8 protein-coding genes are annotated in these 13,647 nt (G+C 64.8%); 1 reads left to right on the top strand and 7 read right to left on the bottom strand.

Annotation, left to right across the window (positions count from 1 at the left end; all coding sequences use genetic code 11):
- Positions 1 to 99: 99 nt before the first annotated feature.
- The 5 genes from B7G66_RS05320 to B7G66_RS05300 form a co-directional block, all read right to left on the bottom strand.
- Positions 100 to 1,440, bottom strand: a complete 1,341-nt coding sequence (locus B7G66_RS05320) for a TldD/PmbA family protein (RefSeq protein ID WP_003618149.1) — start codon at positions 1,438 to 1,440, stop codon at positions 100 to 102.
- Positions 1,437 to 2,702: a M16 family metallopeptidase gene (locus B7G66_RS05315; RefSeq protein ID WP_003618152.1), complete on the bottom strand. Its 1,266-nt coding sequence runs from the start codon at positions 2,700 to 2,702 to the stop codon at positions 1,437 to 1,439. Before B7G66_RS05315 ends, B7G66_RS05320 begins: the two co-directional genes overlap by 4 nt.
- An 86-nt stretch (positions 2,703 to 2,788) precedes the next feature.
- A complete protein-coding gene (gene thrC, locus B7G66_RS05310; protein ID WP_040511615.1) occupies positions 2,789 to 4,186 on the bottom strand; it encodes a threonine synthase in 1,398 nt (465 codons plus the stop codon).
- 89 nt (positions 4,187 to 4,275) lie between these two features.
- Positions 4,276 to 5,442, bottom strand: coding sequence for an L-dopachrome tautomerase-related protein (locus B7G66_RS05305; RefSeq protein ID WP_003618156.1), 1,167 nt, complete (start codon positions 5,440 to 5,442; stop codon positions 4,276 to 4,278).
- Positions 5,443 to 5,510: 68 nt separating this feature from the next.
- On the bottom strand, positions 5,511 to 7,040 hold the full coding sequence (locus B7G66_RS05300) for a carboxypeptidase M32 (protein ID WP_003618158.1): 1,530 nt from the start codon (positions 7,038 to 7,040) through the stop codon (positions 5,511 to 5,513).
- Between the two features lie 90 nt (positions 7,041 to 7,130).
- On the opposite strand from B7G66_RS05300, the gene B7G66_RS05295 reads away from it, so the two are divergent.
- Positions 7,131 to 9,074, top strand: a complete 1,944-nt coding sequence (locus B7G66_RS05295) for a tetratricopeptide repeat protein (protein ID WP_003618159.1) — start codon at positions 7,131 to 7,133, stop codon at positions 9,072 to 9,074.
- Between the two features lie 23 nt (positions 9,075 to 9,097).
- Here B7G66_RS05295 and B7G66_RS05290 read toward each other — a convergent pair whose 3' ends face one another.
- Positions 9,098 to 11,995 carry a [protein-PII] uridylyltransferase gene (locus tag B7G66_RS05290; RefSeq protein ID WP_048858894.1) on the bottom strand — a complete coding sequence of 966 codons (2,898 nt, stop codon included), beginning with the start codon at positions 11,993 to 11,995 and terminating at the stop codon, positions 9,098 to 9,100.
- A gap of 60 nt (positions 11,996 to 12,055) precedes the next feature.
- On the bottom strand, positions 12,056 to 13,647 hold a 1,592-nt coding region (mutS, locus tag B7G66_RS05285; RefSeq protein ID WP_048858893.1), incomplete at its 5' end, for a DNA mismatch repair protein MutS.

The following is a 13,647-nucleotide window of genomic DNA, read 5'->3' as shown; positions in this document are numbered from 1 at the left end:
AGCTTTTTAGAAAAAGCTTCACCAAAAACCTTTATAATTTCAGTCTTTTATCAACAGGGTGTTTCAAACAGTTTTATGCCGTGGCGCCTGTCGTCGAATTCATGCCCCTGCAATCATCATGTCATCAATCCGCACGGTTGGCGCATTGGTGGTGCGGCGGAAATCAAGGTCATTGGCAACCTGCATGCGGGCAAACATGTCCACAAGGTTGCCCGCAACCGTCAGTTCCGCCACAGGTTCAGCAAGTTGCCCGTTGCGGATCATGAAGCCCGAGGCCCCACGGCTGTAATCACCGGTAATGCCATTGATGGCAGAACCCATCAGTTCGGTGATGTAGATCCCTTCGCCGATGTCCGCCATCAGATCGTGTGGCGTGACCCGTCCGGGCTGCATATGCATGTTCCCCAGCGAGGGGGAAGGCGGTGAGGATGCCCCCCGGCCCGCACAGCCATTGGAGGTCAGCCCCAGTTGCCGCGCACTGCGGGCGTCAAGCGCCCATGTTTGCAAGACACCATTTTCGACGATCGTCAGGGGCTTTGTCCTGACGCCTTCTCCGTCGAACGGATGTGCGCCCAGCCCCCGGATACGCAGGGGATCGTCGATAATGGTGATGTCTGTTCCCATGATCTGCTGTCCCATCCGGTCCTTCAGGAACGAAGTGCCGCGCGCGATTGCGATACCATTCACCGCGCCCGACAGATGGCCCAGCAGGCTGGTGGAGATGCGCGGGTCCAGCACGATGGGCATCCGCCCGGTGCGCGGTCGTACGGGGTTGAGGCGGGCGACCGCGCGTTCACCCGCATGCCGCCCGATGGTGGCCGCATCCTCAAGGTCCGACAGGTGTACCGCCGAATGATAGTCATAATCACGCTGCATCCCCGTTCCCTGTCCCGCCACCACACTGGCGGAGATGGAATGGCTGCTGCGTGAGTATCCGCCCGAAAACCCGGCCGAGGTCATCATGACGATGTCCATGCGGCCCGCGCTGGCGGAGGCGCCGTTGGTGTTGCTGACACCCGTAATGGCAAGGGCTGCGGCCTCGGCCGTGCGGGCGCGTTCGATCAGGGCGGTGGTGGGTGGTTCCGTCATGTCCAGAAGGTCAAGGCCCGCCGCATCGACATGGCCATGCACCGCCTGGTCGCACAAGCCGGCAAAGCGATCTTCCGGAACGACGCGTGCCATCGCCAGCGCCTGTGCCACCAGGGGATCGAAACGGGCGGGATCAAGGCTGGTGGCCGACACGATGGCCGATCGCTGCCCTACGAATACGCGCAGGCCGAGGTCACATGTCTCGGAGCGTTCAAGGTCTTCCGCCTTGCCGTTACGCACCTGCGCCCCGTGGGCGATCCGGGTCATGTAAACCGCGTCGGCCGCATCGGCGCCAGCGGCGCGCGCCGTGTCAAGCAGGGTTGCAATCAGGTCAAGCGGTTCCGGTGTCATCGTGCAAGGATCTCCGCAACAGTGGCGACAGGGGGCATGTGCCTGACCGGGCCAAGTGATGTCAGCGTGGGCGTACCGTGAAAGACCCGGGCCGCCACGCGCTGGACATCGGCGATGGTGACGGCGTCGATACGCTGCACCGTTTCATGGATCGGCACCAGACGGTCAAAGATCTGCAACTGCCGTGCAAGCTGTTCGCAGCGGCTGCCGGTGCTTTCCAGTGACATCAGCAATGATGATTTCAGTTGCGCGCGGGCACGGTCAAGTTCGTTCTGCGCGACCTGTCCCTGTACCTTGCGCAGTTCCTCCAGCGTGACGGGAATCAGGTCCGCCACCTGGGATTCGCCGGTGCCTGCGTAAATCCCGAACAGCCCACCCTGACGGAAGGGGGCGTTGAAGGAATAGACCGAATAGACCAGGCCACGCTTTTCACGGATTTCCTGGAACAGGCGCGATGACATGCCCCCACCAAGCAGCGTGGACAGCAGCAGGGTCGGGTAATAATCCGGATCGCCATAGCCGACAGAGGGAAAGCCGAGCACGATATGTGCCTGGTCCAGTTCACGCCGCTGTGCGAATTCGCCACCGACATAGGTTACGCCCGGACATGGCGGGATGTCTGTCTGCGGCAGGTCGCGGAAATGCTTTTCCACCATTTCCACCACGGCATCGTGATGCAGGTTGCCCGCCGCCGCAATGATGGTGTTGCGTGCGGTATAGTGCGTGCGCATATAGGTCATCAGCGTTTTGCGCGTCATTTCGCGAATGCCGCCTTCGGTGCCCAGCGTGGGACGGCCCATGGGCTGGTTGGGGAAGGCGGTTTCCTGGAAATGGTCGAACACGATGTCATCGGGCGTGTCGTTGGCCTGCCCGATTTCCTGCAAGATCACGCCACGTTCGCGTTCCAGTTCGTCAGGGGCAAAGCTGCTGTGTGTCAGGATGTCGCCGATGATGTCCACACCAAGCGGCAGGTCTTCCTTCAGCAGCTTGACGTAATAGGCGGTGTGTTCGCGCGCGGTATAGGCGTTGATATGGCCGCCGACATTCTCGATCTCTTCCGCGATGCCCGCCGCCGTGCGTGTCGCCGTGCCTTTGAACGCCATATGTTCGAGGAAGTGGGACACCCCGTTCTCGCGCGCGTCCTCGTGACAGGTGCCAGCGGCGACATACGCCCCGAAGGAGGCGGTTTCAACACGCTCCATCCGTTCGGTGACAACGGTCAGCCCGGAAGGCAGGCGGGTAACATTGATGAGGTCAGTCATTCGGATCCTGAAGGCCCGGCCGGGATCACTGAGCGGCAGGGCCATAGTTTGAGAAATCAGGGAAGAGGCAGGAGGCGCCAGCCGCGTCAGCTATTTTTCAGGACTGCGGCGCGGACCTTGTCCTCAATGGTTCCAAGGTCCGCAGGCACCACCTCGTAACGCTCCGGCCGGTCGAACAGGTCCGACAACGCATCCGGCAGGGCCGGGCGGATGCCGATCGCCTTTTCCATTGCGTCGGGGAATTTGGCGGGATGGGCGGTCGCCATTGCCACCATGGGGATTCCCGGTTCGCGAAAGGCGCGTCCGGCGGCAATGCCGATGGCGGTGTGCGGGTCGGCCATATACTGGCTTTGCGCATGCAGGCGCCGGATTTCGGCCACCGTCGCATCGTCATCAAGCGCCATGCCATGGAACAGCGCATTGGCCCTGTCCCATACCGGCGTGGGCACATGCATGCGACCGGTCTTGCGGAATTCCGTCACGATGCGCGCGCATGCGCTGGCGTCGCGGTCGAGCAGTTCGAACAGGAGGCGTTCGAAATTCGACGAGACCTGGATATCCATCGACGGTGACAGGCTGGGTACCACGCCATGGATGGACATGTCGTTTTCGTTGAGGAAGCGCGACAGGATGTCGTTGCGGTTCGACCCCACACACAGCGCGCGGATGGGAAGGCCCATCTGGCGCGCGACCCACGCGGCCAGCACGTTGCCGAAATTGCCGGTGGGCACGGCGAACGCCACCTCCCGGTCCGGTGCGCCAAGTGCAAGCGCGGAATAGACGTAATAGGGCACCTGGGCGGCGATTCGTGCCCAGTTGATGGAATTGACCGCCGACAGGTGCATGTCGGTGCGGAACGTGGTGTCGGCGAACATCGCCTTGACCATGTCCTGGCAATCGTCAAACGTGCCCTGTACCGCAAGGTTGGTGACGTTGGGCTCCAGCACCGTTGTCATCTGGCGGCGCTGCACGTCGGATGTGCGCCCTTCGGGGTGCAGGATCACCACACGCAGGCGTTCGCGCCCGCGACATGCCGCAATCGCGGCAGACCCTGTATCGCCCGACGTGGCCCCCACGATCGTCACATGTTCATTGCGCTGCGTCAGGACATGGTCGAACAGGCGGCCCAGCAACTGCATCGCCATGTCCTTGAACGCCAGCGTCGGGCCATGGAACAGTTCCTGCACGAACAGCCCGTCTTCCACCTGCGTCAACGGCACGATGGCGGCATGGTCGAAATGGGCATAGGCATCGCGGCACAGTTGCCCCAGCACGTCCGGCGGGATCGACCCGGCGGTGAATGGCGCCATCACGCGCGCGGCAAGTTCGGGGTAGGGCAGGCCGCGCAGGTCCCGCCATTGCCGGGGGGAGAATTCCGGCCAGCTTTCCGGCAGGTAAAGTCCACCGTCTTCGGCCAGACCAGCCAGGAGCACGGACGAGAAATCGCGGACAGGGGCTTGTCCCCGGGTAGAAATATAGCGCATGGGTCCGATCATAATGCCATCTCCCCACCGCGCGAAGGGGCACAGTGGGACTCGATGATCCTATCCTGAACGATTTTGGGAAAGGTGTGTCAGAATTTCGCCTCGGGCAGGGCCGCGACATTGATGCGATAGACATGGACCGGCCATGACACCTGCATCTGCCCGCCATTCAGTGCGGGTGTGCGGTCAAGCTGCGCCGCAGGGACATACATCATCCCGTCGGGCGTGACATACGATCCTGCGGGCCAGTGCAGGCGCGGGTCGGTCACGATGCGTTGATAGATACGCTTGGGCGTCAGGCGGAAGATGCTGCTGGTGGAGACATCATTCAGATACAGCGTCCCGTCCGCACCCACGGCGATCCCGCCATAGGGGGGGGATTTGTACCACAGGGTGGGGCTGTCTTCCAATTCGATGGGCGTGACCTTCGGATCAATCAGCACATCCGTGCCCAGCTTGTAGATCGGGCCGCTGAGCGGTTCGAAATACAGCCATTTCCCATCCGGGCTGATGGCCATCTGGCTGATATTGATGATGGCGGTATGGCCTGATGCGTTCTTCATCACACGCGCGTCTGGGCCGAGGATCGGCCGTCCCGCCGTCAGGGCGGGGTTATGTTCCATCAGCCGGCGCTGCCCATGGCCCTCAAGGTCGGCCACGATCAGTGCGGGCACCCCTTCATCCCCGATATAGGCATGGCCATTGCCCACCCGCATCGTGGACAGGTGGCTGTCCGGGCGCAGGCTGGCCGCGTCCACATCCCATGTCGCCGTAACCTGCGCCGTGCGGGTGTCGATGCGCATGACCTTGGGCTGCGCGCGCGTCCCGTCGGCGGCGATCCCGCTATCGAGTACCCATAACGTCCCGTCCGCCTGTAACTGAAGGTCCGCAGGGGCAATCAGGCGTTGCGCCGCCGGTGTGGCGGGGTCGTTCGATGCCGCGTCGGGATAGGGGGCGGGGTGTTGCCCGGGGGCGAAGATGACAAGGCCGCCCTGCTTTATCCCGGTCCATGCCGGGGCCTGTGCGATGAACCGGCCATCGGGCAGGACGACGACCCGGTCCCACGTCGCGGTGGCGGAGGTCGCGACATCATCCATCGGTGCGGACGGGTTCAGCGGCGGCGCGGGTTTGGCCGCATGCGCCTGGCGTGCGTCAAACGGGGCGTTCATCAGGGCCAGCGCCCCGACAAGGGCGCAGGCGACACCCGCATGGCGGGCACGATGCGGGCGGGACGGGGCGGAATCGTGACTGGACATTGTCCGCATGTCGCCATGAACCGCCCACGAAGGCAAGGGGCCGTGGGGGATGGCGGGTATCCGCGCGCCTATTGCCCGCAATACCGGTGCCGAAGATGCCGCAGATACGCATCAGGCCCCGGCGGCGCCCCCGTGGCGTCGCGCACGATGTCGCGCATCGCGGCACTGCTGGCGCGATGATGGACATGGGTGCGCAGCCATGTCAGCAGCGTGGAGAAATCACCCCGCGCGATATCTTCCATCAATGTCGGGCACGCCTTCTGTGCCGCCTCGCGCAATTGGGCGGCGATCATCGCGCCAAGCGTGTAGGTGGGGAAATATCCCCACGATCCCGATGGCCAGTGGATGTCCTGCAGGCAGCCCAGCCGGTCTTCGGTCACGCGCAGGCCCAACAGGTCGTAAAGACGTGCGTTAAAGGCCCCCGGAAGGTCATGCAGCGTCATCTGCCCGTTGATGAGTGCGGTTTCCATCTCATAACGCACAAGGATATGGGCGGGATAGGTGACCTCGTCCGCATCCACGCGGATGAACCCCGGACGCACGCGCGTAACCTGCCGGTGCAGCGTATCTGCGGACCATTCGGGGGACTGTATGTCCCCGCCAAGCGCGGTTGCAATGACGGGGGCTGCCCATGTCATGAACTCGGCCGAGCGGCAGACCTGCATTTCCATCAGCAGCGACTGGCTTTCATGCAGGCTCATCCCGCGTGCCGCGCCGACGGGTTGTGAATGCCATGCACGTGGCAGGCCCTGTTCATACAGCGCGTGACCGCTTTCATGTACGACGCCCATCAGGGCATTGAGGAAATCGCCCTCCTCGTACCGTGTGGTAATGCGCACGTCGTCTTCCGCCCCGCCGCAGAAGGGATGCAGGCTGACATCCAGCCGCCCGCGTGCCATGTCGAACCCCACGGTCCGCATGATCTCCTGCCCCAGTGCGGCCTGCGCGGCGGTTGCGAATGGCCCGCGCGGCAGGGCCGGCGCGGGGTGCGCGCGCTGATGTTCAAGCGCATCGGCGATCAGGCCCGGAAGTTGTGTTGACAGGCGGCGGAACACAGGATCGATATCCGCCTGCCGTGTGCCGGGGTCATATTGGTCCAGCAGCGCGTCATAGGGCGAAAGCCCAAGTGCCTCTGCCTTGGCATGGGCGATTTCGCGCGTGCGCGCCAATACGTCCTCCAGATAGGGCAGAAGGCTGGCGAAATCACTGTCGCGGCGTGCCGTGCGCCACGCCATCTCGCACCGGGATGCCGCGCGGGACGCGGCCTCCACCAGGTCCGGGGGCACGGCCATGGCATGGGCGTGCAGCCTGCGCATCTCCTGCAGGTTCGCCGCCTGCCACGCATCCCCCGGTTCTGGCGCCGCCGCCAGCAGGTCCGCCATGTCCGGGGTGGTCATGATGCCATGATGCAGGACCGATAGTGTCGCGATGCTTTCGGCCCGGCTGTCGGCGGCGCCCGATGGCATCATCGTGTCCTTGTCCCACCCGAGGATGCCCAGCGCATTGGCGATATGTCCCATCCGCGCAAAGCGGCGGACCAGCGTGTCATATGCATCATGTGCGGCAGGTGTGGGCGTGTCGGCCACGGGGTCGTGCATGGAGGAATTCCCTGCGTAAAGGAGTCGTTATCAATTGCGCCCTAGCGTGGCGGCCTTGGGCGCAACACGCAAGCAGGGACGGTGCCACCCATGCCGGAAAAGGCAGGCGACGTAATCGAACAGGGGCTGCGCATGCTGGCGCAGGGGCAGGCGGCGGCGGCAGGCGGGCATTTCCGCCAGATCCTGCGCCGCGATGGCAGTCATGCCGGTGCGTTGCACGGGATGGCCTGTGTTGTGCGTGCCTGCGGGCGTGACGACCTTGCCATCGGGTTGGCCGGGCGCGCGATCGAGATCGAGGGAGCGTCCCATTATTATGTGACACTGGCGCAGGCATTGATGGCGCGTGGGCATGTGGTGCAGGCCCGCGCGGCGGTAAATGTCGCCATCCTGAAATCCCCGCGCGATCCCGTGGCGCGCGCGGCGCAGGCCCGCATTGCCGAGGAATCTCACGATTTCACCACGGCGGAGACGGCATATGCGCAGGCCATCGCCTGTGGTGGCGTTGACGCATGGCGGCCCCGGGCGGACATGGCGCGCTTCTTGTGGCGTCGGAACCGTCGTGCCGATGCGCTGTCCTGGATGCGCAAGGCCTTTTGCCTTGCCCCGGAGGGGGACAGGCAGCTTTTTCACGAACTGGTGGAAATGCTGCTGGGCTGCGGCCACCTGCCAGAAGCACGGGCCAGTCTGGAGGCATGGTTGCAACATCTGCCCGATGACGCGATGGCGGCGGGCAACCTTGGCGCGGTCCTGTTCGCGCAGCGCGAGTTCGCGGCCGCCCTGCCATGGCTGCGGCAATGTGTGCAGGTCCTGCCCCATGCGGATGTATGGAACAATCTGGGTCTGACCTTCATGGCGCTAGGCGACGTTGCGCGGGCGCGTCGCGCGCTGGAACAGGCGCATGACCTGCGTCGTGACGACGGCCGGATTGCCGCCAACCTTGCCACCGTCCTGGCGGAGCAGGGGGAAGACGCCCCCGCCGCCGCCCTGTGCCGTGCGGTGATGGCAGATAAGCACGCCGATGCGCAGACCCGGGCACAGGCGCGTTTCAACCTTGGCACACTCATGCTGGGGCAGGGGCGTATGGCCGAAGGCTGGGCATTGTGGGAGGCGCGGCATGCGCTTCTGCCCGCCGATACGACGCATTATCCCGTCCTGCCCCGCTGCACGCGCGCGATGCTGGCTGATGGCGCGGGGACAACAGGGGACAGGATCGTTGTCCATGCCATGCAGGGAATGGGCGATACGATCCAGTTCCTGCGTTATGTCCCCATGCTGGCGCGGCGGCGGCGTGTGGTGCTGGTGCTGCCCCCCGCGCTGCATCGGCTGGCGGCCAGCCTGCGTGACAGGACAGGGGCTTCTGTTGCGCGGCGCATGGAAATTATCGCGCCAAATGATGAATATCCACGCGGTGTCGTGGCGCGATGCGACCTGTTCAGCCTGCCGTACCTGTTGGGGCTGGATGCGCTTCCGCGTCCGATGGGGGCATATGTCGGCCCGGTGGCCATGCCCCGCGCGATGGGGGGGATACGGGTTGGCCTGTGCTGGGCAGGGAATGCGCAGTACCGTTTTGACCGGCTCCGTTCCGTCGGGGCGCAGCGGATGGCGATGCTGGCGGGGGTGCGGGACGTGACGTTCGTCAGCCTTCAGCAGGGGGCAGGGGGTGCCGACCTGCCATTCCCGATGGAGGTGCCGTCACTGGGCGATGTGATGGATACGGCGTGGGTGATCGCCACGCTGGATCTGGTGATCTGCGTGGATACGATGGTGGCGCACCTTGCCGGGGCGATGGGGCGCCCGGTCTGGCTGCTTAACCGTCATGGGGGGGACTGGCGCTGGTCCGCTGCCCTTGGTGGGGGGGATGGTGACGCATCGTCACGGCCGCACGGAAGCTGCTGGTATCCGCACCTTCGGCAGTTTCGTCCCGCACACGCGCTACCGCCGCCCCATGCGTGGGACGGGGTCATCGAACAGGTGCGCGATGCGCTGCATGACTGGCGCGCGGCGCGGCGGGATGTCAGGGGCTGTCTGGACTGATCGTGAGGTTCTCTGACCTTCCGTCAGATCGTGACGGTATCCAGGGCGGAGGTCAGGCGGGTGGCGTTGGCCTCTGCCTTTTGCAGTCCGGCCAACAGGGTCTGGCGAATGGTCTCCAGACGCGCCTTGTCCGTGATCTTCAGGCCGAACAGGTCCTTGACATAAAACACGTCAACCGCCCGCACGCCATAGGTCGTGATATGGGCCGAGGCGATCTGCAGCTTCTGGTCGCTGATGGTTGCCGTAATGTCATGCAGCAGGCCGGGCCGGTCGCGCCCGTTGATTTCGACCACCGTGCAGGCATTGGACGCGCGGTTGTCGATCACGACGCGCGGCGGTACATGGATGGCGCGCATGCGCCGCCCGCTGCCGCGCCGCCCGCAGCTTGCGATTTCCTTGCTGATATTGAGCTGTCCTGACAGGGCCTGCTCCACCAGCATCGATAGGCGGGCCAACTGCTGCGGTTCCTCAAAGGCCGCTCCATCGGCGTCCTGAACCCATAATGTATCGAGCGCCATGCCGTTGGTCATCGTATGGATGCGCGCATCGACAATGGATGCGCCCGCAATGGCGACAGCCCCGGCGATGCGTGAAAACAGGCCCGGATGGTCGGCGGCATAAATCGTCACCTCGGTCACGCCACGCGCCGGAATCGGTTGGGATTCAACCGTCAGCGGGGAATGCCTGGCCTCGGATTCGGTAATCAGGCGGATATGGCGGCGATGGGTGTCACGGTCGAATGACAGCCAGTAACTGCCGTAACCCAGCCCCATGAAATGGGCGATCTCCCCTTCGGGCAGGCCATCTTCGGCCAGCCACTGCGCCGTTGCGGCCTTGGCGCGGGCGACGCGGACATCGCGTTCCGTCGTGGCCATGCTCCCTTCAAGGACTTCGGCCACGCGCATGTAAAGTTCATTCAGCAGCGTCGCCTTCCACGCGTTCCATACACGCGGCCCGACCGCGCGCATGTCCACGATCGTCAGCAGCAGCAAAAGGCGCAGGCGTTCGGGCGACTGGATGATGTCGGCAAGGTCGAGGATCGTCTTGGGATCGTCAATGTCGCGCTGGAACGCCGTATGGCTGAGCAGCAGGTGATGCAGCACCAGCCACGACACGGTCTCCGTCTCTTCGCTGTCCATGCCCAGTTCGGGGCAGACATGCAGCGCGATTTCCGATCCGATTTCCGAATGGTCCCCGCCCCGTCCCTTTGCGATGTCATGCAGCAGGACCGCGACATACAGCGCCCGGCGCGAATGCAGGTTGCGCGCCAGTTCATAGGCCAGCGGGATTTCGTCCGCCATCGACCCGTGTTCCACGCGCTCCAGGATACGCAGCGCGTCGATGATGTGCTCATCCACGGTAAAGACATGATAGGTGTCGAACTGCATCTGCCCCACGACCCGCGACCAGTCGGGCAGCAGCCGCCCCATCAGGCCGGTTTCGTTGAGAATATGCAGCCAGTAGGCATTCCCCTTGCGCCGTCCCTCGTCCATCTGGTGAAAACTGGGGGCGTCATCGCCCTGTACGGCTGCAGGCGGGGTGCCGGGGGCGCCATGGCGGGCGCGCTCTGGCGGGGTGCCGCACATCAGGTCGAGGAAGATGGAAGACGCCTCCGCATTGCCACGCAGGGTCGCGGCATGGCGTTCCCAGCGGATCATCTGCTGCATCGCCAGGGGATGGATCGGCAGCTTGCGCTTTTTCGCCCATGCCAGCAGGCGCATCATCTGGATTGGTTCATGCTCGAACGATGTGCCGCGTTCAGGCAGGATGCGTCCGTCCATCACGGTAAACCCGGCATCACGCATCTGCGTATCGGCCTGTGGTGCATTGGCGATGGGGCCAAGCGCCTGGCGCAGGACGGCAGGTTCAAGCACAAGCGTCAGGCGCATGACCTCGCGCACCGTCAGGAAGTAGTGGCGCATGAAACGCTCCACCCCCACCTGTCGGCCATGACGGGTATAACCCATGCGCCCGCCGACCACCGGTTGCACGTCAAAGGTCAGGCGTTCTTCCGCCCGGCCGGAGACATAGTGCAGGTGAAAGCGCACGCGCCACAGGAAATCCCATGACCGGCGGGCGCGCTTGGCCTCTTGTTCCGTCAGCAGGCCGAGTGCGCTGAAACCGGGGGCCAGCAGGTCGGAGACATGGCGCGTGCCGAAAGTATAGCGGCACATCCAGTACAGCGTCTGCAGGTCACGCAGGCCGCCGCGCCCTTCCTTGACATTGGGTTCGACCAGATAGGGGCTGTCGCCGAAACGGTGGTGTCGGGCGGCCCGTTCACGCCGCTTGTCGGTGATGAAACATGCGGCCCCCGCCGTGACGCAGGCGACGATGTAGCGTGCCTCGAACATTGCGAACAGGGTGGCGTCCCCCGCCAGAAGCCGTGCGTCGAGTAACGTGGTGCGCACGGTGGTATCGGCCTCGGCCTCCGTGATGCACTCGTCAATCGTGCGCGTCGCATGCCCGACCTTCAGCCCAAGATCCCACAGGAAATACAGGATGTATTCGACAACGCCGCGCACCTCGTCCGACGGTTCGTCCGGGGTCAGGAACAGCAGGTCGATATCACTGAACGGCGCCAGCAGCCCACGCCCGTAACCGCCCGTTGCGGTAATGGCGAAGCTGACGTCGCCCGCCACCTGCGACTCGGCACGGATGCTGTGGGTCGCGAATTCGCACAACGTGCGGATCATGCCATCGGTATAGCTGGCCAGCAGCTTGCCCGCGTCCGCGCCGCCCAGGCGATGCGCCTCGAATTCCTCGCGCACATGGGACTGAAAGCGCGCAAGGTGCCTGCGGAACAGGCTGATCGCCTCCTCCCGCGGGAGTTCCGGGGCATAGGGTGCGTTCAGTCCCAGCGCGTCGCGCAGGGCAATGGTCATGTCCTCGACAGTAGAGGCGGCGTGGGCAGGGCTCGGCATCGCGGTCTGGTCGGCGTCCTTTGGGGCGAATGGGCCGGACAAGTGTGCCGGTCTTTGCAGTTACGGGTCCAGATGTTCCTTACTGGAATGTAGGAGTTTTTTTAACCGGTAAAGGGCGTCGAGCGCCGCGCGCGGGGTCAGTTCGTCGGGATCGAGGCCGATGACCATCTCGATCACTTTTTCCGGCAGTGCGGGTGTGGCCTCCGCAACCGGGGGCGGCGTGTCGATCCGTTCGAACAGGGGCAGGGCCGGGGCGGCGGCATGGCGTTCCTTCTCCAGCCCCGCCAGCAGCCGTCCGGCGCGGCGCACCACGGGTTCGGGCACCCCGGCAAGGCGCGCGACATGCACGCCCCAACTGCGCCGGGCGGTGCCGGGGACGACCTCGTGCTGGAAAATCACCTCGCCCTTCCATTCACGCACGCTCATGGTGTGTGGCGACAGGCGCGGCAGGCTCTCGGCAAGTTCGGACAGTTCGTGGAAGTGGGTTGCGAATATGGCCCGGCACCGCAGCGTCGAATGCATGGCTTCGAGCACGGCCCACGCGATCGCCAGACCGTCAAGCGTTGCCGTCCCGCGCCCGATTTCGTCCACCACCACCATGGATCGTGGTCCCGCCTGGTTGAGGATGGCCGCCGTTTCCGTCATTTCCACCATGAAGGTGGACCGCCCGCGCGCAAGGTCGTCCGCCGCCCCCACGCGGGAAAACAGGCGGTCCACGATGCCGATGCGCGCGGCCTTTGCACAGACCGGCAGTCCCGCCTGCGCCACGATCACCGCCAGTGCCGTCTGCCGCAGGAAGGTGGACTTGCCCGCCATGTTCGGGCCCGTCAGCAGCATGACGCGCCGGTCGGGCGACAGGTCGCACGAATTGGGGGTGAAGCGGGCATCACGCGGCAATGCCGCCTCCACAACCGGGTGGCGGCAGTCGGTCAGGTCGAACGTGGTGTCATCGCTGATGGCGGCGCGGCACCATGTCCCCCCACCGGCCAGTTCGGCGCACGACTGTATGATGTCCAGCACCGCAAGGGCGGAGGCGATGTCAGGAAGGGCAGGTTCGTCGAGGATGGTGCGTACCAGTTCGGCAAACAGCGTGCGTTCGCGTGCCGCCGCGCGTTCTGCGGCCTCGATGATGCGTTGGTCGAGGCTGACGAGGCGGTCGGTTGAAAACCGCGCGGCGCTTGCCGTGCCCTGCCTCAGGATCAGGTCCTCGCGGTCCTTCAGCCGTGCAGAGGCGGCGGAGGGAACCTCGATCACATAGCCAAGCTGCGCATGGTGACGGATCTTGAGGTTGGAGATGCCAAAGGCGTCGGCATATTCCTGCTGGAGTGCGGCAATGATCCGGCGGCTGCCATCGCGCAGTTCACGTTCGCCATCAAGTTCGCCATCATATCCCGTGGCGATGACGCCCCCATCCTCCAGCCGTGCGGGCAGGGTATCGGACAGGGCGCGCGCCAGCAGGGCCTCAAGCTCCGTCGCCTTGTCAAGATGTGCCGTGGCGCGTGTGACAAGCGATGGGGCCTGCGGGCTTTCGCGCACGATGCGCGCGACGTGGCGCGCCGTGGACAGGGCGGCGCGGATGGCGGCGGCATCGCGCGGCTGTCCCCGGCCCAGCGACAGGCGGCCCAGCGCCCGCGCCACGTCCGGCGCGGGGC

Origin of the sequence: Novacetimonas hansenii JCM 7643 (genome assembly GCF_000964405.1) — a bacterium.
GTDB lineage: Bacteria > Pseudomonadota > Alphaproteobacteria > Acetobacterales > Acetobacteraceae > Novacetimonas > Novacetimonas hansenii.
The sequence above is the reverse complement of the archived record's forward strand: the minus strand, read 5'-3'. Positions and strand labels throughout refer to the sequence as shown.